The organism is Bacillus sp. FJAT-28004 (assembly GCF_001280845.1).
Taxonomy (GTDB): domain Bacteria; phylum Bacillota; class Bacilli; order Paenibacillales; family Paenibacillaceae; genus Pristimantibacillus.
Window position 1 is genome coordinate 3455291 of sequence record NZ_LGHP01000001.1, and the last position, 24832, is coordinate 3480122.

At 45.9% G+C, this 24832-nt stretch carries 18 protein-coding genes; 7 read left to right on the plus strand and 11 right to left on the minus strand.

What is annotated here, in order from left to right:
• Nucleotides 1-159: 159 nt before the first annotated feature.
• On the plus strand, nucleotides 160-1476 hold the full coding sequence (locus AC787_RS14995; protein ID WP_054025510.1) for a deoxyguanosinetriphosphate triphosphohydrolase family protein: 1317 nt from the start codon (nucleotides 160-162) through the stop codon (nucleotides 1474-1476).
• 73 nt (nucleotides 1477-1549) lie between these two features.
• Here AC787_RS14995 and AC787_RS15000 read toward each other — a convergent pair whose 3' ends face one another.
• Nucleotides 1550-2512, minus strand: coding sequence for a nucleoside hydrolase (locus tag AC787_RS15000; protein WP_054025511.1), 963 nt, complete (start codon nucleotides 2510-2512; stop codon nucleotides 1550-1552).
• 73 nt (nucleotides 2513-2585) lie between these two features.
• On the opposite strand from AC787_RS15000, the gene AC787_RS33290 reads away from it, so the two are divergent.
• Nucleotides 2586-2741 carry a DUF1540 domain-containing protein gene (locus AC787_RS33290; protein WP_076266302.1) on the plus strand — a complete coding sequence of 52 codons (156 nt, stop codon included), beginning with the start codon at nucleotides 2586-2588 and terminating at the stop codon, nucleotides 2739-2741.
• 97 nt (nucleotides 2742-2838) lie between these two features.
• Here AC787_RS33290 and AC787_RS15005 read toward each other — a convergent pair whose 3' ends face one another.
• Nucleotides 2839-3723, minus strand: a complete 885-nt coding sequence (locus tag AC787_RS15005) for a M15 family metallopeptidase (protein ID WP_054025512.1) — start codon at nucleotides 3721-3723, stop codon at nucleotides 2839-2841.
• Nucleotides 3724-4062: 339 nt separating this feature from the next.
• Here AC787_RS15005 and AC787_RS15010 point away from each other — a divergent pair, with 339 nt between their 5' ends.
• Entirely contained in the window at nucleotides 4063-5925 is a 1863-nt protein-coding gene (locus tag AC787_RS15010) for an LTA synthase family protein (protein ID WP_054025513.1), read from the plus strand.
• Between the two features lie 75 nt (nucleotides 5926-6000).
• On the opposite strand, the gene bcp is transcribed toward AC787_RS15010, so the two are convergent.
• The 5 genes from bcp to AC787_RS15035 form a co-directional block, all read right to left on the minus strand.
• On the minus strand, nucleotides 6001-6471 hold the full coding sequence (bcp, locus tag AC787_RS15015; RefSeq protein ID WP_054025514.1) for a thioredoxin-dependent thiol peroxidase: 471 nt from the start codon (nucleotides 6469-6471) through the stop codon (nucleotides 6001-6003).
• 15 nt (nucleotides 6472-6486) lie between these two features.
• Nucleotides 6487-7167, minus strand: coding sequence for a VOC family protein (locus tag AC787_RS15020; RefSeq protein WP_054025515.1), 681 nt, complete (start codon nucleotides 7165-7167; stop codon nucleotides 6487-6489).
• Between the two features lies 1 nt (nucleotide 7168).
• Entirely contained in the window at nucleotides 7169-8227 is a 1059-nt protein-coding gene (locus AC787_RS15025; RefSeq protein WP_054025516.1) for an asparaginase, read from the minus strand.
• 224 nt (nucleotides 8228-8451) lie between these two features.
• Nucleotides 8452-9783, minus strand: a complete 1332-nt coding sequence (locus AC787_RS15030; protein WP_054025517.1) for an ABC transporter substrate-binding protein — start codon at nucleotides 9781-9783, stop codon at nucleotides 8452-8454.
• Nucleotides 9784-9919: 136 nt separating this feature from the next.
• Nucleotides 9920-11470 (minus strand): AraC family transcriptional regulator, encoded by a 1551-nt coding sequence (locus AC787_RS15035; RefSeq protein ID WP_054025518.1) that lies wholly within the window; start codon nucleotides 11468-11470, stop codon nucleotides 9920-9922.
• A gap of 188 nt (nucleotides 11471-11658) precedes the next feature.
• On the opposite strand from AC787_RS15035, the gene AC787_RS15040 reads away from it, so the two are divergent.
• Complete coding sequence (locus AC787_RS15040; RefSeq protein WP_054025519.1) at nucleotides 11659-12276, plus strand: PadR family transcriptional regulator; 618 nt, start codon at nucleotides 11659-11661, stop codon at nucleotides 12274-12276.
• 70 nt (nucleotides 12277-12346) lie between these two features.
• Here AC787_RS15040 and AC787_RS15045 read toward each other — a convergent pair whose 3' ends face one another.
• Both AC787_RS15045 and AC787_RS15050 read right to left on the minus strand, forming a co-directional pair.
• The gene (locus tag AC787_RS15045) at nucleotides 12347-15562 is read right to left on the minus strand and encodes an MMPL family transporter (protein WP_054025520.1); all 3216 of its coding nucleotides are present in this window, start codon (nucleotides 15560-15562) and stop codon (nucleotides 12347-12349) included.
• Between the two features lie 27 nt (nucleotides 15563-15589).
• The gene (locus tag AC787_RS15050; protein ID WP_054025521.1) at nucleotides 15590-16030 is read right to left on the minus strand and encodes a MarR family winged helix-turn-helix transcriptional regulator; all 441 of its coding nucleotides are present in this window, start codon (nucleotides 16028-16030) and stop codon (nucleotides 15590-15592) included.
• A 228-nt stretch (nucleotides 16031-16258) separates the two neighbouring features.
• Here AC787_RS15050 and AC787_RS15055 point away from each other — a divergent pair, with 228 nt between their 5' ends.
• Nucleotides 16259-16822 (plus strand): FAD-dependent oxidoreductase, encoded by a 564-nt coding sequence (locus AC787_RS15055; RefSeq protein WP_054025522.1) that lies wholly within the window; start codon nucleotides 16259-16261, stop codon nucleotides 16820-16822.
• 155 nt (nucleotides 16823-16977) lie between these two features.
• Complete coding sequence (locus tag AC787_RS15060) at nucleotides 16978-19614, plus strand: EAL domain-containing protein (RefSeq protein ID WP_054025523.1); 2637 nt, start codon at nucleotides 16978-16980, stop codon at nucleotides 19612-19614.
• 115 nt (nucleotides 19615-19729) lie between these two features.
• On the opposite strand, the gene AC787_RS15065 is transcribed toward AC787_RS15060, so the two are convergent.
• Nucleotides 19730-20635, minus strand: coding sequence for a hypothetical protein (locus AC787_RS15065; RefSeq protein WP_054025524.1), 906 nt, complete (start codon nucleotides 20633-20635; stop codon nucleotides 19730-19732).
• A gap of 957 nt (nucleotides 20636-21592) precedes the next feature.
• Between AC787_RS15065 and AC787_RS35385 the strand changes: the two genes are divergently transcribed.
• Nucleotides 21593-22666, plus strand: a complete 1074-nt coding sequence (locus AC787_RS35385; RefSeq protein WP_414730984.1) for a methyl-accepting chemotaxis protein — start codon at nucleotides 21593-21595, stop codon at nucleotides 22664-22666.
• Nucleotides 22667-22799: 133 nt separating this feature from the next.
• On the opposite strand, the gene AC787_RS15075 is transcribed toward AC787_RS35385, so the two are convergent.
• A complete protein-coding gene (locus AC787_RS15075; protein WP_054025526.1) occupies nucleotides 22800-24818 on the minus strand; it encodes an ABC transporter ATP-binding protein in 2019 nt (672 codons plus the stop codon).
• Nucleotides 24819-24832 lie beyond the last annotated feature (14 nt).

Below are 24832 nucleotides of genomic sequence, written 5' to 3' on the forward strand. Positions count from 1 at the left end.
CTCCAAGCACGGTGTATGTTCAAGCCTCATTATATGCTACAATTCAAGCAACAAAGCATTTTTCCGAATTTGAGAGGTAAAAAAACCTGTCTACAACATGTAATAGATGGGCTTATATATTTCAATAATACCCGCATAAGTGGCACTGGAGGACTTACGATGGACATACGCAAGCTTAGATTGGACGAGAAAGCGCTCGGTACTTTAAGCGAGGAGCGAGATGAGTATGAACGAGATTATGCAAGACTCATTCAATCCCCCGCTTTCCGCCGTCTGCAAGGTAAATCACAAGTATTTGGTGCAGGTACGGGCGATTACTATAGAACGAGGCTAACCCATTCTCTTGAAGTGTCGCAGATTGCACGCGAGGTTGCGCGCAGGTTAGGCAAACAATATGATTTCCTAGCGCGCAAGGAGCATCCAGGGCTAATATTAGATCCCGCTGTCGTCGAGATTGCCGCGATCGCACATGATTTGGGCCATCCCCCTTTTGGACATAAAGGTGAAGAAGTGCTCAACCATTTGCTCATGGAGGAGTATGGCATTCCATACGAGGGAAACGCGCAAAATTTTCGGATATTGATGTTTCTAGAGAAACGCGCAGGAAGCGGAAGCGGCCTTGATTTGACCGCCGCTGTCTTACTTGCTATTAATAAATACCCATTTAGTCTCAGTGAGCCCGGTCGACTTAAAGGTCTTTATAGTACAGAGTGGGGAGAAATCGCTCAGCTCCGCCATTCATGGCAAATTCCTGACGGCTGTTCGACACTGGAAGCACAGCTTATGGATCTATGCGATGACATTGCATATTCCACCCATGATATTGAAGACGGAATTCGTGCCGGGAAAATTCAAATGAACCGCACCTTTTTCGAGGATAGCAGGCTGATCGACCATGTTGTTCAGGAAATTGTCGACGATAAAGGAAATACCGGAATTGGCTGGGGAGAGGTGGACATCCCTGCGATGGTGAAGCGTGTACTCGTTTCCTATTTCGAGCAGTGGCAAGAACTTTACGTAAGCTGTGATCGCGAAGCCTCTCGTACTAGGCGGGAGATGAAAGCACGCTGGGTCAGCTTGTTCGCCGGCAAGGTCGGCATCATAGACGATACCACGCGCAGCTGGAAAAAAGTCACGTTCGTGAACAATGGACAACAGGATATCGAATTGCTTCGCACAATGGAAATACTGAAGAAGCTTGCGTGGGTAACACTCATTAAGGATTTCCGCGTTCAGCGCTTGCAAATGCGCAGTGAGATTATGATAAGACGGCTATGGGACAGCTTCAAAGTTCCCGATTCCGGACGCCTCATTATTCCGCCAGACTGGATAGAGAATTATGAGATCCATAAGAACAAATGGAGCTGGCCGCGATTTGTTGCGGATTATATTTCAGGCATGACCGATGCATACGCCGAGAAGGTGTACGCCGAGCTTTATGCCAGCAAATCAGGCTCCATTTATGAGATGGATTAATGAAAAAAAGCGCAGCCTTGAATGAGTCTAACTCATTCGAGGCTGCGCTTTTTATTTTCAGGGCTTAGTCTTGTTAGATATTATAGCTTACCGCACTTGCAGAAAGGTCGGTAATATAATCGAAGAATCGAACGGGATCAACATCATAAACAAGGCTGACTGGGCGGCCGCCTTCTACTTCCACTGTACGGCCTTGGCTAGGTCCATCCTTAATCACGCCGCTGTGTACAGTCTTAATTTCTACGAGATCCGGATTGCCGACAACAGCTGTCGTAAGCACATCCCACAGATAATAAGTCGAGTTGGTCTCCATATAAACAAGCGGTGGACAAGCTGCATAACATTGACCGACAAAATCAAGACCCTCATGCTTGCGAAGCGATGCCCAGCGATTGCGTACATCCATCGTAAGCGGTACTTTGTTCGTGCTCTCAAGCGCTACGAGCAAAATCGGAATGCTGCTTGCCCATACGCGATGCATAGCTTCAGGGTCCCAGAAGGCATTCCATTCTGCTGTTCCGTCGTGCTCTGGCTCTTGAACATTGCCCTTTTCATTAAACGTACCGCCCATCCAGACAAGCTTCTCAATCTTCGCTTCCACATCCGGAGCTTCATCGAGTGCTCTTGCCAAATCAGTAAGCGGACCTGTAAATAGCAATGTCACCTTCTCATCCGACTTGCGAAGCTGCTCAATCATATGTTGATGCGCTGGCAGCGCAGATACATTCGTGCGAATCGTTCCTGATTCATTCAAAATAGGCAGCGCGTCCACAAAAAACGTATGCATACGCCATTCAGCAGGGAATGGATTTACACCGCGTGAATTTGATCTAGCCACTTCAAGCGATTTATTTTTGACAGGGTCGCCAAAGCGATCAATAATTTTGCTGCTGGCTTTAATGCCTGGCTCTAAATAGCCGTCGGCAGGAATAACGGATACCCCAAGCAGCTCAACATCTTTCATTTGCAATAGAAGAAATAGTGATACCAGGTCGTCTACACCGGCGTCATGATTAAAATAAAGTTTAACTCCCATATCTATCCATCCTTCCTGAGTATAAAACGATATATCGTTTGTCCATCCTATATAGAGAGGAGGTGAATTGTCAATGGCTAAGGATGTACTGTGCGAAGTGAATTCATGCAAGTTCTGGGCAGCAGGAAACCACTGCGGCGCCTCTTCTATTTATGTGGTCAGCAATCGCGGCAAGCAAGCCAGCAACTCCGAAGAAACAGATTGCAAAACGTTTGAAGCAAAGATCTAACGAATGGCATTACCAATAGTGAGCAGCGCAAGCGACTATCCTTAATGAACAATCGTTTAGGCTTGTACGAATACAGCTTGCGCTGCACTATTGCTTCTTATTTTGTGACAGGAACCGCGTCAAAATACTCTTCCAGCACCTCTCCGCTCTCCATAATCTCAGTGGCCACATCCGTACCTACATAACGCAAATGCCAAGGCTCATATTGATAGCCTGTAATCTTTTCTTTGCCTTTCAAGTACCGGATAATAAATCCGTACTCATGTGCAAACTTCATAAGCCACTGCGCTTCCTTTGTATCAGCAAAACAATCGGCTGCCGCACACTTGCCGTCACTTCCCGATACATCGATCGCTAGTCCCGTTTCATGCTCGCTTGTACCAGGTAGAGCGCTATAAGTTCTTGCCTTTTCGAGTCCATCCCTCTTCACATAGCGATCAAACAGCGTTGTTTGCGTCTTATGCGAACGATAAGCGGATACACCAGCGAGTAGGATGTTGTCATCCTCTGCTGCTGCAAACAGCTTCTCAAGCGCCGTGGCTGCTTCCTGCCTCATCTTGCGTTTTTCTATTTTCTCGGAAAAAATAAATCGAACGTCAGGATAAACGAGATCCGTAGGATTGTAATCCTCTGGCAGCTTATGCTGCTTATTGACGAGTACCGAAATTTCCGCAGGTTTGGCGATAACCACTATACCGTCTTCTGTCTGCTCTGTTTGCCCAGAGCCAGCCTCATTCTCACCTTTTCCCTCATTGCCCGAATCTGGATTGTTGGTGTTTGTTGGCTTTTCAGTAGCTGTTGGTGTATCATCGCTCGGATCTTCCCCAATACTGCCCGACAATTCTCCACTGTCTGCGTTGCCATCAGCAGAAGCTTGTTTTGGTGGAATCGTTGTTGTCTCATCCTTATTAAATAAAGAGTAACCAAACACTATTCCCGCGCATACAATAATAAACAGCAACAGCCTTCTTGTTTTTTTCATGATAAGCCTCCAACATTATTTTTACATATATTTCATGTAATTACACTTGTAATCATGGTTTGTTTAATAGTAGTTAATTAATAGACTACTAAAACTACAGTAATGTTTCAATCTAATAGCATGGAAATGTTGACATGAATAGGAATAAACAAAAAGTCTTAATAATTCGCTATTTAAAAAATATTTTGATTGGGCATGGAGGTGCCTTTTGCCTTTTGACATTCGACTATAATTAGGAGCATAATGGATAAGAATTTACAAAACGAACGTATATTAAAATTAGCTGTCTGGCTGCCTCTGTGAGATGGCCAGTTTTTGCTGTGAAAGGTAGGCGGTTATATGACTTTTTTAACTCCAAAACGATTATTAAGCACTCGTCCCATTCTTTTTTTCTCGTTTATTATGCTTCTCAAAAGCTACCTAGCATGGATGGTCATCTTCGAGGACGGTTTTTCGTGGACTACTATTCTAAAAGAAATTCCGTTTGTCCTCATTGTTTACTGTCTTATAGAGTGGTTCTCTTCTAAACGCAAACTTATTTATTATTTAATCGCAAATCTAGTGATGACGCTCATTCTATTTGCTGTCATTATGTATTACAAGTATTACGGTGTTATTGTGACCTATCTCGCGCTGGAGCAGGTCAACCAAGTTACAGCGGTTAAAAATAGCGTATTTTCACTCATGGATCCTTACTACTTGCTAATCTTTATCGATATTATCATTATGGCTGTGTTATTATTTCGTCCAAAGAAAGCAGTGAATTGGAAGAAACAAAGCACCGTCAAGGAAAGTAAACGACTTGTCCTTGCGTTGTTCAGCATCTCAATCGCGCTTTGCCTCTTCAACATTTTGCCAAACCGCGCCAGCATGAATGAAATTGTTAAAGCGGAGCAAATGGGAATACTCAATTACGAGGCATATATGATTTTCAAGAACAAATCGATAGATTATGTTGATCCAAACCATATTACACAAGAAAAAATCAATTCCGTTAAAAAAATTGAAACACCTGCTACGCCGCAGCTATGGAAAACGGCAGCAGGCAAAAACGTCATTATCATTCAAATGGAGTCGTTTCAAAACTTCCTCGTTAACTTGAAGATTGACGGAAAAGAAATTACGCCCAACATCAATAAGCTAGTCAATGAAAACTATTACTTCAAGCATTTCTATCAGCAGGTCGGTCAAGGCAATACATCTGATGCTGAGTTCGTCGTCAACACTTCTTTCTATATTCCGCCACGCGGCGCAGCAACGATGATTTATGCCGACAAGGAACTTCCGAGCTTGCCGAAGATGCTGAAAGCAAACGGATATGATACAACAACGTTCCATACGAATGTTGTCGAGTTCTGGAACCGCGGAGAGCTTTACAAGGCACTTGGCTTTGATCGTTACTACGATCAAAAGTTTTTTGGAGATGAAGATGCTGTGTTTTTCGGCGCTTCCGATGAGCAGCTTTACAAGAAAACAGCTGCTGAGATGGCACGTATGAGCGAGAATGGCAAGCCATTTTACTCGCATGTTATTTCAATGACTTCACATCATCCGTTTACAATTCCAGCAGAGAAATACAAAATGACGCTCCCTGAGCGTTATGAGAAAACCTTTGTTGGTGATTATATCCGCGCACAAAACTATGCTGACTTCGCGCTTGGCGAGTTCATTGCAGATTTGAAGGAACGCGGTATTTGGGATAACAGCTTGATCTTGTTATACGGTGACCATCTCGGCCTTCCAGTATACTCGCTGGACCGTAATGACAAGGAGCTAATGGCTGAAATTTATGGTCATGAATACGGCTATACCGATATGATTAACATTCCGCTCGTTGTAGCATCGACAGGCGTAACAGAGGGTAAAGTATTCGATCAGCTTGGCGGTCAAGTAGACGTCTTGCCTACGATTGCGAATATGCTTGGCATTTCCTTGGATGATCATATCCACTTCGGCCAAGACTTGTTCAATCAAACGTATAATGTACTGCCACAACGTTATTATCTCCCGACAGGCTCATTCTTAAGCAGCAAAGAGCTATTCATGTCAGGCAGTGGATATGAGGACGGTACTCACTACTCCTTAGCCGGCGACGGTATTAAGGAACAGGTGGCAACAGAGGATGAATATCAGCGTGCGCTTGAGCTGCTCAACCTTTCCGACAGCTACGTCAGTCAATTGCCATCTTGGAAAACGAAATAATCAAAACCAAAAAGCTCCCCTTGAAGCGGATTATTGCGCTTCGAGAGGAGCCTTTTTTTTCATAAATAAAGATGGTTAGCTGCCTTTTACCGCTTCAAGAACTTCTTTGACATGCCCGTCTACACTTACGCTGCGCCATTCCTTAGCAAGCTTACCCTGCTCATCCAGCAGGAAGGTGGAGCGCTCGATACCCATAAATTCCTCGCCATTCCAGCTCCGCAGCTTCCACACGCCGAATAGCTCTGAGACCGTATGCTCTGTGTCAGACAGCAATAAGAACGGTAGCTCATGCTTATCCACGAATTGCTCATGAGAAGCCAGATCATCCGGGCTGATTCCGATAACCTCCGCATTGTTCGCGCCAAACTCACCGTTAAAGTCGCGGAAGTCACATGATTCCGTTGTGCAGCCAGGCGTCATATCACGCGGGTAAAAATAAATAACGAGCTTCTTGCCCGCATAGTCGGCTAGCTCCACACTTTTGCCGTTTGATGCCTGCAGCTTGAAATTCGGGACCTGGTCCCCTACCTTTACATGCTCTCCCATAATTGAAACGCTCCTCTAATTTTTATTTTTAATTAACAGGCCTTGCTCGCCTTCCTCCAAATACAGCTCACCAAGCCCGCGCACGGTTACACGAACCGGGAAGCTCTCTGCCGTCTTGTTCGTAAAATGCCAGCGTCTGCCTTTCTCAACCACGATAAATATGCCGTTGTCATCGCCGATCGGATTAAAATTGTCGCTGCGCGTCTTATAGGTCATGATGCCGAGCTCTGCAAATTGATCTACTGCTGTGGGGACGTCGCTTGTCGTTACGCCAATTTCACTGATACAAAGAATGTCTTGTGGCGGGTCAAAGGGACGCTCAACACTATTATCCATCGTATGGCGAGCAATCAACTCTAAAATATTACCCGACGGGTCTTCAAAATAAACAGAATGCGAGTTCCAAGATTCACTATATGACACATCCTGCCCATCCTCCGTACCAATCGGAACCAGCGCTTCAATCCACTGTTTTGCTTCCGTGAATTTATTCTCTGGAATCGTAAAAGCAAAGTGATAACAATATGCTGCAGCGGCTTGATCGCCTGTCTCTTGAAATGTCAGCTCGCTCCAGCCGGCCTGCACCGTAAAGCTGCCTTGCTCGGAGCGAATAACCGGCAATCCCAGCACATCTCTGTAAAAAGGCAAAATACTTGCTGCTCTTTCGGTCAATAACACCAGCTTTTCTATGATCATTTTACACCTCGTTATGTTCGTGATACAAAACACTTTCAGTAACGAAAGTTTTTGCCTGAGCTTTATCATCATATAAGCCATATGCGAGCATGAGCTTAGTTATGGCAGCCTCAACCGACAGCTTCTCAATGACAATCGCACCCGCCTCTATTAAACGAAGTGAAGACGAGTAAAGGGCAGCTGAACGATCTCGAATCGGACATATGTATACATCAATGCCAAGCTCTGTACAGTTCGCAATAAACGCAGGAAGCGAGTATGGTCCCTCCTCTATCGCGCTTGCTGTGCCCGAGTGATGCAGATCATGGAGAATAGCCTTCGGCCGAATCGTTGTAAAATCATATAGTGAATAGTTCAAGCCCGGATATGGCCTAATATAAACGATGCTGGAATCGAGTTTAAGTGTGTCCGGCTCCCAAGCAAAAGATGCTTTAAGCTTGGTCTTCAGTGCTTCAGGACTAGGATTTCTCTCATGCTCAAGCCAGTTGAACACACGGTCTGCCATCTTTCCGTACGGCACTCCGTAGGGGCTGCCAAATTGATCCGTGAAGGAGGCAGCTTGCGTCACTCTCGTTGCAAGGTAAACAAGCGGAATACCTTTATCATCTTCGTAAATGACAAATACGCCCGGCAGCTGCATATCCGCAACAAAGTCGATCGCATTCGCAAAGTTGCGGCGTCCATTGCTTCTTTCATCGTCAACGGGGTAATTGCTTGCTGTCAGCACAATTGGAATTTTGGTATCTGCAAACAAATAGCCGATCATCGCAGCGCTATAGGTCAGTGTATCCGAACCATGAGTGATGACTAAACCAGCATATACCTCTGAATCTACACCTCGGACAGCTTCTGCAAGCGCGATCCAATCCTCTGTCGTCATATTTTCACTTAACAAGTTAAGCGGCTGTATCGCATCAAGTTTGATATCATCTCGCTGCTCAGCACTATTGCTATAATCATCTATAAGCGAGTATGAGCCCGCGTCATTAACATCGATGCCTTTTCCCTGCTTCTTGCTTCCAATGGTCCCGCCTGTAAAAACAACTAATAACTGCTTCACAAATGTTCCTCCTTATTGTCCTGCAATCGCTAGCTAGCGATAAAAAAAAGATAACTTCTACTATCGTATATGCGTATCTCTATTCTGGTCAAGGCACAAGATCTATCCTTACATGTTGCCCTGTCCAACTCGCTTCATACGATATTCGAATCCCTATTCCTACAAACAAAAGGAGGTGCCGTCAGGCACTTGTTTCTTGCATGCCCGCTGCATCCTCCATTCGTTTAATCTCCTTCCGGCTTTCTCTGCTGCTGCCAAAAAACATCGAACTGCTTCAGCAACTCTTCCGTCGAAATCGTATTCATCAAATACTGTCGACCCACATCTGTACCCATTTGAAAAAAATCACTATAATTTTTATAATGGCTCGGTTTTTTTACACCTTGAAAACGGTCTGGGTTATTTGCCATCAACATATAAGGGGCATACGGCCCTGTAGAATACTTTTCTTCTTCAATCGTATTGTTATAGATGGAAATGACTCCTGATGCATCAGCAAAGGCGCGATTGTTCTCGATCGACGACAGATAAGAAATGAATTTCCAAGCCTCATCTTTATGCTTAGACCCGGAAGCAATCCCCCAGCCGGCTGCACCCATGTTGTAATGCGAGATCCCATCAGGTCCGGTTGGCAAAGGGGCTGTTGCCCACTGGTTGTTCTTTAGCTTTTCCTTAATAACACCCATCACATCTGAATCCTGTATAAGCAAAGCCGCTTTGCCGTTCACAAACGCCTGAACCTGTTCATTGAAACCCCAATCTATGGACGCTGGATCTGAAATCTCAGCATAAATCTTTCGGTAAAGCTCAATAGCCTCAGCTGCGTGATCACCTGAGTAAATCGTCGTACCATCCATCTTGAACATGGAATCGCTTATGGAGACATTCTTTCCGTTATAGTCTTGAATAATAGTAGACAATGTATTAGCCGCACCTCTGCCGCCGCGAAAGGAAAAGCCGTATATCCCTTCCTCCGGCTTCGTCAACTGCTTACCGACAAAAAAGAGCTGTTCCCATGTTTCTGGAATTTGCAGCGCTTTGGCATCGAACCAATCCTTGCGGTAATAGAGCATCACTTGATAGAGACTGCTCGGAATGTAAAAGGTGACATCGCCTACATCCCTAGACATCAGCTTTGCATTATTATTAAGAAGCATATAATTGCTCCATGATGAAATATAGCTCTCCAAGCTTGTAATCAGACCGCGCGCTGCAAGTTGATGTACCGTAACGTCGCGCACTTCCACGATATCGACCTTTTGCTGCTGCTCCAGCATCGACAATATCGTCTGATCAGCCGTGTCGTAATCTGGCGTTATTCTCACAATCTCGATATTCGGATTGTCCATTTCAAATTGTTCAATTATTTTATCGAATTCTACTGTCCGCAGAGGTGTCATCAGACTCTCAACCACCTTTAAGGTCACCTTACCCGGTGTTGTTGTCTGTTCGAGCTGTTCCGGACTATCTGAATTAAGCGTACAACCGCTTATGATAGATATCATGATGATTAACGAGAGCGGGTATAGTACCTTGCCCATTTCAGTGAGCTTCATAAAATCCCTCCCGATCAAAAAATAATGATTCATAACCATTACTTTATTTATCGGTTACACGTGCTTATAACAATACAGCTGTCTTCTTCTTTTTTTGCAGCATATCACAGTAAATAAATAGGACGATTGCTCGCATCTATTGCGCATAACTCATCACATGCCTCACTGTCTCATCGATGAGCCCATCATGGACGGTAGGATTATAATTTAGCCGGTCATGATAACCGATAAATATACATCTTCTTCGTGCATCCTTTTCCCTCAAGCGGCGCCAACGCGCTTCCAGCTGATTGCAGTAATCACGGGAAGACTCCGCTGGTACTAGGAAGAGAACACTGCTGCAGCCCAGATCAGCAATCTCCCTTAACGAGCTTGTATCGAGAAACCCAATCTGGTGTGCTGACTTCGGATATGACATTTGTAAATCGTCATAAAAAAAGTCTTTCATCTTGCGGCGGCGCGGGCCAAATATACGAAAGCCAGTTTTTCCAGCATGAACAATTAGGATGGGCTCATCGCCTAGACTGTTTTTGAGCTGTGTACGTGCGTTTTCAACTTTCATCTCATAATAGGATAACCAGCGCTCTGCTACCGTGGACAAACCTAGCACTTCGCTAATCTCGATCAGCCGCTCCTTCCAGGAGTAGGCCTTCCAATCGAGCATCAGAACAGGCGCAATAGCCGAACATGCCGCGTACATATCCTCATCCAGCATACCCGCCAATATTAAATCCGGTTCCGCTTCACGCAGCTGCTGAAGTACCTTTTCATGCTGATGATTGTTCAGACGAATAAAAGACAAACAAGTTGGCATGCCGATAGCTGATAAGTCCCCTGCAAACACAGATACAAGCGTTGCTACTCGTTTCTTCGCAAGCTGGGCGTATTCCGTAGGAGCCAGTCCCATATGTTTCTTAAACAACCGGCTAAAATAGTACTCGTCAGGATAACCGACGGAATGTGCCACGTCGACAATCGAAGAGGACGTACCCGAGAGCATACGCATAGAAGCATCCAGCCGCAGCTTGGTCATATATTTAAGCGGAGTAAGTCCCGTATAGCTGCGAAAGGCTTGATAAAAACGACTTGTACTCACACCTGAGGATCTTGCAAGCTCCTCCATATCCATCGGTGAGCTTAATTGCTCAATCATGAACTGCTTGGCTTGCTCGACGTAGCCAATTAAATCAGCTTCGGTCTCTCTCGGCTGATGGACGGATTGAATAAGCGCTGCGACCATTGCATAAAGCTGTGATTGCAGCTGATAGTATAAACCTGCATCGTCAGTGCCGCAGTCGCTTTGAAAGTCCTGAAGCCAGCTTCTGGCTTGAGGCATCCGCAGCAGCTTTAGTCCCATGCTGTCTCGGTAAGGGAGCGTCTCTGTGACGGCTGCTGGCGACTCGCTTCGGAAGCGGATAAGCACGATTTCAGCTAGCTGGTTACCCTCATTAAGCAGCGTACATTCACAATGGGACGGAATGAGAAACAGCTCCCCGCCAACTGCTTTTTTAGTCGTGTGCTGCTCCTCCTTCACAATGGCAACCTTTACTTTATGTTGAAGCACAAACGCAAAGCATTGCTCCTCCCTATTGTTCAGCTGCATATGCTGCAACGACGGGAGCTTTACTTCCTCCGTGCCGATATAGGACATTTCACCGTACTTTGTTTGATTCGGTTGCTGCGTCATGCGCGCTCACATCCTTAATAAACAATATTATTTTTTAAATTGTAAATAATAATAATTATCATTGTCAATGCTGTAAGAGGAGTAAGCTTATTCCAATTACAGCTGATAAGCGATCCTTTTCGTTTCACAACACCAGTTAGAGTTGACGATTCCGAACTATCCTTATGATAAGACCGAGGTGACTTGACATGACGACGACTAAAAACGATGCCTCCAAGGTGCATCATCAACATAGTACGGAAAAGCCCAGCGCCAATCAGCGCAGCAGCAAGCGTTATTTTGGCCGCGGCGGCGTGAAGGTTGCACTAATGAAGCTGCTTATCATTCAGCCGATGCATGGCTACCAGATGATGAAGGCTCTAGAGGAGCAGTCTGGCGGACTCTATGTACCGAGCGCTGGTTCCATATATCCCACGCTTCAAATGCTTGTTGAATGCGGATTCGTCTCTGTTCAATTAGAGGACGGCGGCAAGAAGGTCTATATGATTACCGAGCAAGGCCGTTCCGCCTTGCAGCTGCTTCCCGATAAAACAAGGGGCAATACAACCGAGGACGGCAGCCCCTCGCCAAAAACCGAATTCATCCGGAATGAGAAAATACGCCTTAAGCTCGGACTATCGAATGAATCCTTCATTCTGCTCAAACTGGTAACACGAGCCGAGCAAGAAGCTTCCGCCAGCAAGGAGCAAGCCGAAAAGCTCCAACGTCTGCTAAGCGAGCAACAGCAGCAAATCAGCGCATTTCTTAATGGACGCGCATCGTATGCGAATGCAGAAATCAATCCATACGATCTGGCTAGACGTTAAGTATAACAAGAAAAGGGTTATCGCATGGGTCTTTGTGACAAAGACCCTGGATAACCCTCCATTTTAACGATTAATGGGTTGAATCATGTGAGACATGATGCCCCTTAAGTGTGTGACCGCTATGAACGCGATCCGTTTGTTCTGTTTCCTGTCTGCGCCCCATAAACGGCCACCAGTTAGCTGGTCCGAACGTACGCACCATAACCGGAATGAACAACGGAAGCATCAATAAAGCATAGATGAACAATCCGCAAAGCACGATCGTCGCTATTTGCAGGAGCGACATTACTCCTGAAGGAAGCATCGCTGCGAATGTTCCGCCTAGAATAACGGCCGCAGACATAATAACCGTACCCATGTTTTTCATCGCTTCGAGTATCGCTTCCTGAGGTGATAGATGGCGGTACTCCTTAAAGCGATCCATCAAGAAAATACTATAATCAATTCCGAGTGCGACCAGCATGACAAATCCGAAGAAAGGAACCGCCCAGCTAATGCCTGACTGCCCAAGCAGCCTTACGAAAATGACCTCCGCAATCGCCATCGAGGAATAGAATGTAACGAGGAGCGATGCGATCATATAAAGCGGCATGACGATCGAGCGGAACAATAGGATAAGAATGATCGAAATCCCGATCAGCATAAGAATGACCGTACGAGAATAATCCGATGCTGATATATTGCTCAAATCGTTATTCATGCTTGTTACTCCGCCGATAGCCACCTGTGCTCCGCTATAATCTGTGCCTTGAATGGCGCGTTTAGCGGCTGCTTCCAGCCCATCGATCTGAGCCATAGTTTCCTGTGCATACGGATTGCCGTTAAATATGACGTCGAATTTTGCCGTTTGGCGATCCTCCGACATATACACATTAAGGGCAGTCTGAAACTCCTTGTTCGCAATAGCTTCATCTGGAATATACCAGCCTGTCATTTGCTTATTCGGCGATTCGGCAAGGCTGTTCAAATAGCCGCCAGCAGAAGTCAGACCATCCGTTACCTGCGTTAAGCCGTCAACGCTTTGATCCAAACCGCTGGTCAATTCACCTAGTTGATCATTTAAAGATGCGAAGCCTGCTTGAAGCTCCTTCTGTCCATCTGATAGTTCATTAAAGCCCTGCGTGACGCCCGGCAGCTTCGAGACAATTTGACCTTGACCTGCAGCTGCCTGCTCAATGCCTTTTTGCAGTTCTCCTAGCCCTGCAGCAAGCTTGCCAAAACCTGAAGCAAGTGCCGTTTGTCCTTCACTTGCTTGTAAGAAACCAGCATTTGCTTGCGTCATGCCAGCCGAAATACCTGTCAGCTGTTCATTGAGCTGCGACAACTGCCCGCTGATGCCTGCTGCTCCTTCTTGCAGCTTACCAAGTGCAAGTAATGTTTGTTTGAAAGTCTCATCGTTTTGCAGTTCTGGGTAACTCTCCTGTAGTCCTGTCAGACTTTGCTCTACACCAGATAAACCGCTCGCAAGCTTCGCCTGCTCAGAGGCAATGGCGCTATAAGCGCCTGTAAGTTGACCAAGACCGCCGCCTAGCTGCTCATAGCTGCTAAGCAATTTACGACTCGCGCCCGCCAGCTGCTCCGCGCTCGCTTGCGCCTGCTTCAATCCTTCAGTAAGCTCTCCAGCGCCTGCAGATCCATCTTGCAGCCCTTGTTGAATCTTTTTCAAACCTGTGCCGAGCTGTACAATTCCAGCCTTCAGCTCATTCGTGCCATTAACGAGCTTGCCCGCGCCATCAACGGCTTCATTTAATTTTGGCGCATTCTCGCTTAACGCGCTGCTTGCCTCTGAGAGACCATCCCCGATTTTGCCCAAGCCTTCGCCGCTTTGACCAAGTCCATTCTCAAGGGTGCTGACTTGATCCGACACGAGAAATTGCTCCATCACTTCACCTGTCGGACGAGTTGCGCTGCGAACAGTCTTGATGCCCCCCGAATTCGCAAGCTCGCGACTGATTTGCTCCAGTACAGCAAGCCCCTCTGGCGTATCCATTGGCTTATCGGCTTTGACCACCACGGTCGTAGGCAGCGAATCGCCAGGTCCAAAGCTATCCGAAATAATGTTGAACGCTTTAACGGAGTCATATTTGTCACCAATCTCATCAAGCGAGTTAAAAGAGATTGTGCCTTTGTATGCCGTAAGGAAAGGTACGATAATGACAGCCAAAATAACGAGTGCCCACAAAGGCCTTTTTAATGAAAACTTACCTACTGTACCCCACAGCTTGCTCGGCTTATGCTCCAATGATCCTTTTGCCGGCCAAAACAGTTTTGTGCCCAGCACCGCCATAAAAAACGGTACGATCGTAAACAAAGCGATAAGCAGCACCGCTACCCCGACTGCAACGGCAACCGCCGAGCGGTAAAGCATAAACGTCGAGAATCCGATTGCAGAGAAGCCAACAAGCACCGCTAAGCCAGAAAATAAAACAGTTCTTCCCGCCGTACGGTAAGTCTGCACAATTGCTTCTGTCTTATCGCCGCCGCTATGCGTCAGTTCTTCCTTGAAGCGGCTAATAAGCAGGATGCAATAGTCAGTCCCGATTCCAAATAGTACAGCAACCAAGAAAATTTGCGTGAAGTTCGAAAGGGGGAAATCGAAATATTTGACTAAAAATGAAATAATGGATTGCGAAATTAAGTAAGTAAAACCGACTGCTACAAGCGGTACGAGCGGCGCAATTGCAGAACGGAATACAACAAACAAAATAATTAATATAAAACCAAGTGTAATGAACTCTGTTTTCTTAAGCCCTTCCTGCGAGCTCTGCACAACATCCTCAGAGATCAGCCAGTTGCCCGTATAATAATGTTCCACTTTCACATCCGAAATCGTCTCATAGAGTCCGTCTCTTAGTTCAGCAAGCTCACGGTCGCCAGCCTCGACATTTACGAGTGCAAGAACGGTGCTTCCGTCCTTGGATACCATTTGCTCCTCAAGCTCTTTGGTATCAAAGTGAGTCGTCACGGAAAGTACGCCAATAGCCTCGCCTTTGCTCTTCAGCTTATCGATTCCACTCTTCACTTCCACTAAATCGGCGTCAGATAGACCACCATCCTTATGGAATACAAGCACGGTGGCCATTCCGCTGCTGGCACTGGCGCTATCGCCTCCGCCAATAGACTTCTCCAATTCGCTAGCTACTGAAGAAGAATAACCATCAGGTACATTAATCTGCCCTTTCGTACGAACAAGCTCCTCCATATTCGGCGCACTGAGCATCAGACCTACTGCTGCAGCAAGCCACAACACCAAAACAAACCATCTAAACTTCAAAACGGTTCTCATTTTTGTTCCCCCTCAAATATAATAGAACTAAGGATTCATCATTTCCTTTGCAAGCTTCTCGAAGGTTTCGATAAAGAAGTTCGCCTCTTGCTCTTCAAAACGATTAATGTATTTGGCCAGCAGCACTTGTATCTTATCCTCCATGCGGTCGCAGACCTGCTTACCTTCCTCCGTCAGCGCTAAGTAGATAACCCTACGATCCTTCTCATCCGGCAGTCTTTGAATCAAGTTTTTATCAAATAATCGCGTAATGATTGCGGTTATTGAGCTTTTGCCCACGCAAAAAATGTCGGCTAATTCGGATGAAGTGCTCATCTCCCTCGACCGTAAATAACGAAGTGTTGAAAACTGGTCTACCGTTAGATCATCCGGCATTAGCTCGCGGATCATCGCATTTAACCGACGGTTTACGAGGAAATTAGCCGCCTCGTAGCGATCGATCAGTTGTTTCAATGACGCTCGATCCACACTGGTGTCCTCCTTCATATGCAGCTTCTAAATATCCACGAAATTAATTCTATTGTAAAATAGTTCGATAATAGAACTATATCAAAGGAATTTATTTAAAACAACGCCTTAATTTAGAATATATTGTGAACAAATGTATTGTACGGCAAACAAGCCATTTGCTTTTTTCAAGCCTCAATTTATATACTAGTGATGTAATCAAACCAACCATTATTGGAGGTATGTCGCATGTTCGATATCGTAATTATTGGTGCTGGTCCAGCTGGAGCAAGTGCAGCCATTTTTACTGCAAAAGCAGGCAAAAAGACGCTCGTGTTTGAGAACAACAAAGGAATGACAAAACGCGCTTGGTTCGAAAACTATTACGGAATTGCGGAAATCGGTGGTCCTGAGCTTGTTGATACAGGCAAACGGCAGGCTCAGAAGTTCGGAGCGGAGTTCAAGGAGGAAACGGTACAAAATATCGTTGCCATAACTGACGGCCTACGGGTGGAAACAGACGGCGGAAGCTATGAAGCCAAACATGTGCTTATTGCAACGGGCGTATCGACTGAGCTAGCTGAGCATATCGGGATCTCTACGAAACCAGGCACCGAGCCTCGTATTAAAACCGTTATTGCGGTTGATCCAGCTGGTAAAACGAATATCGACAACATTTGGGCAGCAGGAACCGTTGCCGGAGTAAGCGTACATGCCATTGTTACTGCAGGGGATGGCGCAAAAGCTGCCATTAACATCATTAGCGAATTAAACGGTGCGCGTTACGTAGATCATGATATTTTAAAGGTTTAGCAGCATCAACTTAACGCAAAAGCAGGATATTAGAAAAAATTGTCGAATAACAGGGAAAATAATCAATTTCTTTTATGTTCATATCATAAACTGGGTGCTTCGGCACCCTTTTGTTTGAATGTAATAGACCTTGTCACACTTCCAGGAGGCCGACGGTGAGCAACCCATTGTTTCAGCAGCACAACAAACAATTGACGATTGCTTTCGCATTTGCCTTATGTGCGCTTCTCGCGCTTGCAGCCGAGTCGAATCATTTTCAATTTTTGTACGGCATTACCTTTTCTTTAACGAGTCTATTCATCCTTCTTGGCTTGCGTTTATTCGGTTACTTGCAGGGACTCTTCATCGCCGCAATTGTCCTATCCATCGGTACTTTTCTATTGAAACAACCCCTTTTTCATTACATCATCTTAATTGAAGCCGCCTTTGTCGGCTTGCTCCTTCGCAAATATAAGAACCAGCTGTTCGGGCTTGACGCCGTATTCTGGGTTTTAATCGGTATGCCAGCCATCTGTTGGTTCTACTCCTTTAATTCTCCGCTCTCAGCACAAGATTTGCTTCTTATTGCAGGCATCATCGCCATGAATGGCTTATTTAATGCACTGTTCGCTGAGATTATTCACCAGTATGTTCCACTGCGTAAATGGAGCGGACTTTCCTCGGGAAAACAAGGACCCAATTCCTTTAGCAAGGTACTGTTTCATTTTTCCATCGGCATCGTATTCATTTCCTTTTTACTCAATATTTTCATGAACAGCTTGAGCTCTATTAAAGAAGTAAGTCTGTATGCTGAGCGCCTATCTTCGATTGAAGTCAATCGTGTTACCGACTCATTGGATAAATGGCAAGCGGTTAGCATTGGGATAGAGAAACAGGAGCAGATTGCTTTCATTCAGCTAGCGCTTAACAAACATACCCGAAACTCAATTATATCTATCACGAATGCTGACCATAAAATTATCGCATCCACCAAGTCAGAGCTTGTGGGTGAAATGTTTGATCTCTCCAAAGAAACCAGAGTCACTCCCTTAAATAATAAATCGTATTTAGTCATGCCAGTTGAGAAAAAATACTCCTGGTACTTTCAGACGTGGCACGATGGCAATTTGATATATAAAGATAAAATTCGGGCAACGGATTGGCTTGTTTACGTTGATATTCCACTTAAAAACCATCAAAATTATTTATTTTCCAAATATTTTACACATTTTGTTTATATGATCGGACTTGCCGTATTCGCCGCCATTCTCGCTTATCTCATTAATCGGTGGCTCTCTCGCAGCTTAACTCGGCTAGCCAAAGCGACAACAAATCTTCCGCTGAAACTCCAGCAGATGAATAATGTGGAATGGCCGAGAAGCAGTATTGTAGAGATCCATTCCTTGATTGCGAATTTCAAACATATGTCGACCAACCTCATTCATATGTTCCAAGAGTCGCAGCGGAGCAACGAGAGGCTGGAAGCTCAGGCTTACTTATTGCAGCAATCGGAGGAGAGATTGCATCAGCTTGCCTATTACGATATGCTGACTGGTTTGCCCAATAGACTGCAATTCACACTCCATTTTCAAGATATGATCACTATGAACGCAAATTCAAAAAAACCGATAGCTATCATGTTCGCTGATATTAATCGCTTTAAACAAATTAATGATACGCTCGGACATGCCGTAGGAGATATCTTGCTCCGCAAGGCAGCAGAACGTTTCGGAGCGGCTGTGTTTAATGACTGCAGCGTATTCCGTTTGGGAGGAGACGAATTTGTTTTCGCCTTACGGTATGATCATGAAGAGGAGCTAGCCGCAAATGCCCAAGCAGTCGTAGATTCCTTCAATGAGCCTTTTGTCATCGATGAAGCACTGCTTTACCTGACGGTTAGCGTCGGCATAAGCGTGTACCCGCAGGATGGCAGCGATATGGACACCATTATCCGAAATGCCGATATTGCTATGTACAGCGCCAAAGAGCAGGGAGACGGCTGTTACCGATTTTTTAAGCCAAAGCTGGTGTCCGCCATGACAGAGAAGATGCAGCTCGAAAACGGGCTTTATAATGCACTGCAAAACAAACAGTTTTCTCTTCATTATCAACCGAAAATTAATGCTGTGTCTGGCGAGCTCTGTGGCATAGAAGCGCTTATTCGCTGGCGTCATCCCGAGCTCGGTATGATTCCACCTGATAAATTCATTCCGCTAGCCGAACAATCTGGCTTTATACTCGATATCGACAGTTGGGTCTTTCACGAGGCATGCCGGCAAAATAAAGCGTGGCAGGATGCGGGATTACGGCGTATATGCGTTTCAGTAAACATATCAGCAAGACATTTCTACCAAGGAAACTTATCTGAAATGATCGTTAAAGCATTAAAGGACACAGGTCTTGAGCCGCAATATGTGAGCCTTGAAATTACCGAGGGTGTATTCATGCGAAATATGGATCAAGTGATCGAGACCATTCTGTTCCTTCGAGGGCTTGGCATACAAATTTCAATCGATGATTTCGGCACGGGTTATTCATCTTTGAATCAGCTGCAGCGCTTGCCTATATCGGACGTTAAGCTCGATCGTTCCTTCATTCAAGGCATTACAAATGATGAGAAAAAATCATCCATCGTAAAGGCCATTATCGAGCTTGTACATAGCATGAACATGAAGGTTGTTGCGGAAGGCGTGGAGACGATTGCTGAATCGGACTTCTGTACCAAGCTGCAGTGTGATGAGCTGCAAGGTTATTTATTCAGTAAGCCGCTGCCACCACAGGAGCTTGCGCTATTGCTCGGAAGGTCCGTTTAAGTAAGAGGAAAAACTTGAAAGGAGCTATCTCTAGGTCAAAGACCACAGGGATGGCTCCTTTCTACTTTCTTTTAAAAACTACGCAAAATAATCTTAAATACCGCCTATTAAGCCGTTATGCAGTTGGAGTTGCGGCTGCGGAGGCGTCAGTTGTTGATTCACTTTTCGCTGCATCACTGCTCGGACGTGCGCCCCGCGGTCCTTTACCGCCAGGGCCGCCCTTGCCATGTCCTCCTCGAGCCTTCATTTCTCCGTTTACATGCTCCGTTGCATGTTGGACAGCCTCGGCTAGCTTAGTATCATACTGTTCTTGTGTAATGGTTCCCGCTGCCAACTCCTCCGCTAGCTTCGCTTTTTTATCTTTCACCTGCAAGTCAATGATGACCCCAATCGCAACACCCTTCTCCGCAGCGATTGCCGCTACTGTCTTGCCTGATTCTAGCTCTGCCTTAAGCACATCCGCGGTTATACCGAGTGCCGCAGCGATCCCCTCTATATTTTTCTCGAAGCCTCCGCCTCTTTCACCACCGCCGCCCTGCTTTCCAAAGCCTATGCCTTTGGAATCCAGTAGCTTCTCTGCTAGTGCAGCGGCGTCCGGCTTCACTAGTTGTTTCCCTGTTTCCGCGAGCTTGTCCGCTTCTGCGTCCGGCTTCGGATTTACCGCCTCTGCAGCCTCCAGCCATTCAACAAGCTTTGCCTTGAGCTCTGTTCGCGTTTTCCCACTCTCTGCTGCAACTTCCGTAAGCGTTAACGTTTGCAACTTCGTTTGAAGTGCTGCTTCATCTAGCCCTAAGTACGTTAGTAACTGTTCTTGTATTTGTTCAAAGCCGCGTCCAAAGCCGCCATGTCTACCTTCATGATCCTTCTTAGCTGCGTTGTTCTCTGCCTGTGTGCCTTGCTCTTGCTGAGTGTCACTGCTTGCTGCTGTCGCATTTACATATTGGCTTGCCCATAGGCCTCCGCCACCTAGGGTAAGCGTTAGTGCAATCGCACCTGCTGTTATTGCTTTTGCTCTCTTCATTAAATAATCCACCTTTCACTTTCAAGTTTGTTGTTACAAGATCTAGCATAGCCAGTAAAACTTAAGCCTCCTTTAACCCCCGCTGAATGTTGGCTGAATATAAGCAATAATTGAATACTTTCCTAACATAAAGCCCCGTATTTATCTAATAGATGTTTGTTAATGTAGTTACAGTTGTTATTTTATGAATTGTAAAAAAATGGACTGATTGATTACTATTCACTTTTCGACATAATTCGACGATAACTTATCTTATCTTAACTTTTCATTATGGGGTGTGATTGCATGTTACGAATAAAAGACAGAAGTTTAGTCGTTACCAGCTCTATCGTATTAGCCCTTCTTTTAGTCATTGTCATTAGCGTCACGGAGTATTTGTCCTACAGCTCGCAGAAAAAATCCTATTTAGATGAAATTGAACGGATAGGGCAAACGCTCGGCTATCAAATCGAGGCTGGCCACGATCTTATTACCTTCGGATATAACGAAGTATCTGCAGGACGCGACACCAATAATGCTACGTTCGAGCTGCTTAAGCTTCAGCTTGACGTAATGATTAAGAACGATATCGTTGCAAATGCTTATGTGTATATGCCCGAGGTTATTGAGCGCGACGGTAAAAAATTTATAAAGATGATACAGAGCAACGAAGCTCTCTCCACCGCAGGCCTTGGCCCAGGGGGTGAGTATGAAATGACTGCCGAATTCGCAGGAAAAATCGATGAAACGCTGAAAAAAGTGTCAGCCTTGACTGAGGTCGTTACAGATGACTACGGCCAGTGGATTTCTTATTTAGCCCGGGTAAAAGACCCTAGCGGTAAAGTGATAGGGATATTCGGCATCGATGTTGATTACAAACAACTCGACGATGCTTTGAATCTTATATTTTGGAAAAGCTTAGGGGTTGCCTTGCTTCTATCCTTTATTGCCATTCTTATCATTGTTGTTCTCATAAGAATGACGTTGAAGCCGCTCAAACGGCTCGCTGAAGTATCCTCTTTAGCAGCGAAAGGCGACTTGACGCTTGCTGTTTCAGTCAATGGCGGCAATGAGATAGCGCAAGTCTCCAATGCCTTTAATGAAATGATCGCGAGCCTGCGTCAGCTCACCGGCAGCATCCGAATTACATCCGATGAGGTCGCTGGATCAGCTTACAATATGCAGCAAAGTGCTGAGCAGACATCCCGGGCGACAGAAGAAGTAACGGAGGCCATTCAAGAAGTTGCTTCAGGCTCCGATACACAGCTGCAAAGCTTGCAAGAGTGCCAGCGCGCTATGACCGAAATGACGATCGGCATTCAAAGAATCGCAGAATCGACCTCATCTGTATCTGAGCTGGCAGCGGATACGACTGCACTCGCTACGGAAGGCGAGACCGTCATTGATCAAACGCTGCAGCAGATGAATGCTATTGAGTCCAATGTAGTCGAAACAGTCACTACCTTACATGAATTGAAGGAGCAAAGCGACAAAATCGGCGGCATACTTGCCTTGATCGGCGATGTAGCCAATCAAACAAATCTGCTTGCACTTAACGCTTCGATTGAGGCAGCGCGTGCTGGCGAGCACGGCAAAGGTTTTGCTGTCGTAGCCCATGAAATCCGCAAGCTGGCTGAGCGGTCCAAGGAATCATCCGAGCAAATTGGATCAATATTGCATAGCATCGGAAGCCATGCAGCAACTGCTGTTTCATCTATGGAGCAATCAGTCGAAGCTGCACGCTTCGGTTCGAGCATCTCAGCACAGGCCGGCGAATCCTTCCGCTCCATCGTTACATCCATTCGCGATGTGTCCAGTCAGGTGCAGGAAGTTTCTGCAGCGTCGGAGCAAATGTCAGCGGGAAGCGAGCAAATAGCAGCTTCACTAGATGCGCTTGAGGGCATAACGGCCAGCTCAGCAGGAAATTCACAGCGTGTTGCTGCTGCCTCGGAAGAGCAGCTTGCCTCCATGCAGGAGGTTGCAAGCTCATCTGAGCAGCTGCGCAATTTAGCTTCAACCTTGAATGAAGCCATCAGCCGCTTCAAAACCTAATGGTATAAACAACGAACAGCATGGTTATCTCTCGTTGCAGCACGCTTTGTCTTTGAACTGTAATGACCTTGCCAATACAAAAAAAACGGCTAAGCGGGATGACTCTCGCTTAGCCGTTTTTTGCAGCTTTCTATTATGCGGATGCTGCGCCAAATTGCAGCTGGTACATAGCGTAATACTTGCCGCGTTGTTCCATAAGCTCATCATGGCTGCCTCGCTCCACAATGACACCGCGATCAAGTACAAGAATTTGATCTGCACTGCGAATCGTCGACAGACGGTGCGCGATGACAAACGTCGTGCGGCCCTTCTTCAGTACATCAAGTGCCTCTTGAATGATGGCTTCCGTCTCGGTATCTATGCTGGCTGTCGCCTCATCGAGAATGAGGATAGCCGGATCATAAGCCAGCGCCCTTGCGAAGGAAATCAACTGCCGTTGACCAGCAGACAAGGTGCTTCCCTTCTCAATAACAGGCGCATCAATACCGCCCTGAAACTGACTGAACATGTCGTAAGCTCCGACGTCACGAAGCGACTGTACAATTTTCTCTCGGCTAATCTCTGGGTTATCAAGACTAATGTTCGATGCGATCGTTCCGGTAAACAGGAATGGATCCTGAAGGACGATGCCCATATGCTGCCTGAGCAGCTGCTTCGGCATATCGCGCACATCGGTGCCATCCACTATAATCTTACCCTCGTTCGAATCATAGAAACGGAACAACAGATTAAGTATCGAGCTTTTGCCTGAGCCGGTATGGCCAACTAAAGCGACCGTTTGACCTTGACGAGCGTGGAAGGAGATATGCTTCAGCACGTACTCATCCTTTTTATAAGCAAATGAAACATCCTCGAACTGAACATCACCCTTATATCGCTCCATTTTGCCGGAAACAACATCGATTCCTTCCTCGTCCATCAGCTTAAATACCCGTTCGGCAGATACGCGTGCCGTCTCGAGATTTGATAGCTGGTTTACGATGCCGACAATCGGCGCAAACATACGATGCATATAATCGATGAATGCGTAAAGCACGCCGACCGATACCGCTCCGCGAAGCGAATCACCCCAGAACATAATAAGTACAATTAGAAATAATATATTCCGAATGACGTTGACTAGATTATGCGATGTAATGGAGTTGAGGCTGAGCAGTTTGTTTTGATACTTGTAATAATACTCATTCATTTCCTCAAATTCCTTAGTCGTTTCCTTCTGACGGCGGAACGCCTGGATAATCGTCATCCCTTGTATGGATTCATTAATCATTCCGTTGATTTCGCTCAACTTCGATCTAATGATACGATTATAACGAGCAGCAAATTTACGGTAAACGATAATCCATATGATGAGGATCGGCACAAGCGGCAGAGCCACAAGCGCTAAGCGCACATCTAGTAAGAACAAAGCTCCATAAATAGCCACCATATAAATAATACCTGTGAAGAAATTCGCTAACACTGCAACGTACAACTCGCGAATAGCTTCTGTATCATTCGTCACCCGCGAGACAACCTGCCCAGCTGATAAATTATCATAATAATTTACGGGCAGCCGCTGCGTATGTGCAAAAATATCTGTACGCAGCCTTCGCACAATACGGTTCGCAGACGTTTGCAGCATAAGCCGCTGTCCATAGGTGAAGACAGCAACGAGCAGCAAAAATCCGAAATACATAGCCGCTAGCTTCATTAATGCCGGAAACTCCGGCTTATAGAAGGAATACAGCTCTTGTGATGTGAGCTTCGTTACAGGGTACGAGACCGTTTCGCCCGTTTCCTTGTTTGTCACAGTGAGGTTGTTCCCCTCTACCACACGCTTGCCTTGATCGGATGCCATTGCATCCTCCAGCCAATAAAATTGACGTCCAACCTGCAGCACGCGAACTTCCTTGCCCTTCTGTTCCGAAGCGGCAAAGTGATCCTCGCGCTTATACCATTTATCTTTATAAAGAACCGCATAATCTTGTTTTGCCTCGACTTCATGCCATTTCTTCTCGATGCCGAGAATATTCTGGTCAATCATCCGTTTTGCAATTAGCGGTCCTGCCAGCTCTGCGCATACAGCAAGCACGAGCAGAAGAAGCGCAAGCAGGATCGGTTTTTTATAAAGCATGGCGTATTGAAACAATCGTTTTCCTGTGTTGCCCATTGCTCTTCACGCCT

What these genes read in the sequence shown, in the direction of transcription:
- AC787_RS14995 (WP_054025510.1), top strand. Translation starts at nt 160, where the DNA reads ATGGACATACGCAAGCTTAGATTGGACGAGAAAGCGCTCGGTACTTTA.
- AC787_RS15000 (WP_054025511.1), bottom strand. Translation starts at nt 2,512, where the DNA reads ATGGGAGTTAAACTTTATTTTAATCATGACGCCGGTGTAGACGACCTG.
- AC787_RS33290 (WP_076266302.1), top strand. Translation starts at nt 2,586, where the DNA reads ATGGCTAAGGATGTACTGTGCGAAGTGAATTCATGCAAGTTCTGGGCA.
- AC787_RS15005 (WP_054025512.1), bottom strand. Translation starts at nt 3,723, where the DNA reads ATGAAAAAAACAAGAAGGCTGTTGCTGTTTATTATTGTATGCGCGGGA.
- AC787_RS15010 (WP_054025513.1), top strand. Translation starts at nt 4,063, where the DNA reads ATGACTTTTTTAACTCCAAAACGATTATTAAGCACTCGTCCCATTCTT.
- bcp (WP_054025514.1), bottom strand. Translation starts at nt 6,471, where the DNA reads ATGGGAGAGCATGTAAAGGTAGGGGACCAGGTCCCGAATTTCAAGCTG.
- AC787_RS15020 (WP_054025515.1), bottom strand. Translation starts at nt 7,167, where the DNA reads ATGATCATAGAAAAGCTGGTGTTATTGACCGAAAGAGCAGCAAGTATT.
- AC787_RS15030 (WP_054025517.1), bottom strand. Translation starts at nt 9,783, where the DNA reads ATGAAGCTCACTGAAATGGGCAAGGTACTATACCCGCTCTCGTTAATC.
- AC787_RS15035 (WP_054025518.1), bottom strand. Translation starts at nt 11,470, where the DNA reads ATGACGCAGCAACCGAATCAAACAAAGTACGGTGAAATGTCCTATATC.
- AC787_RS15040 (WP_054025519.1), top strand. Translation starts at nt 11,659, where the DNA reads ATGACGACGACTAAAAACGATGCCTCCAAGGTGCATCATCAACATAGT.
- AC787_RS15045 (WP_054025520.1), bottom strand. Translation starts at nt 15,562, where the DNA reads ATGAGAACCGTTTTGAAGTTTAGATGGTTTGTTTTGGTGTTGTGGCTT.
- AC787_RS15055 (WP_054025522.1), top strand. Translation starts at nt 16,259, where the DNA reads ATGTTCGATATCGTAATTATTGGTGCTGGTCCAGCTGGAGCAAGTGCA.
- AC787_RS15065 (WP_054025524.1), bottom strand. Translation starts at nt 20,635, where the DNA reads ATGAAGAGAGCAAAAGCAATAACAGCAGGTGCGATTGCACTAACGCTT.
- AC787_RS35385 (WP_414730984.1), top strand. Translation starts at nt 21,593, where the DNA reads ATGACGTTGAAGCCGCTCAAACGGCTCGCTGAAGTATCCTCTTTAGCA.
- AC787_RS15075 (WP_054025526.1), bottom strand. Translation starts at nt 24,818, where the DNA reads ATGGGCAACACAGGAAAACGATTGTTTCAATACGCCATGCTTTATAAA.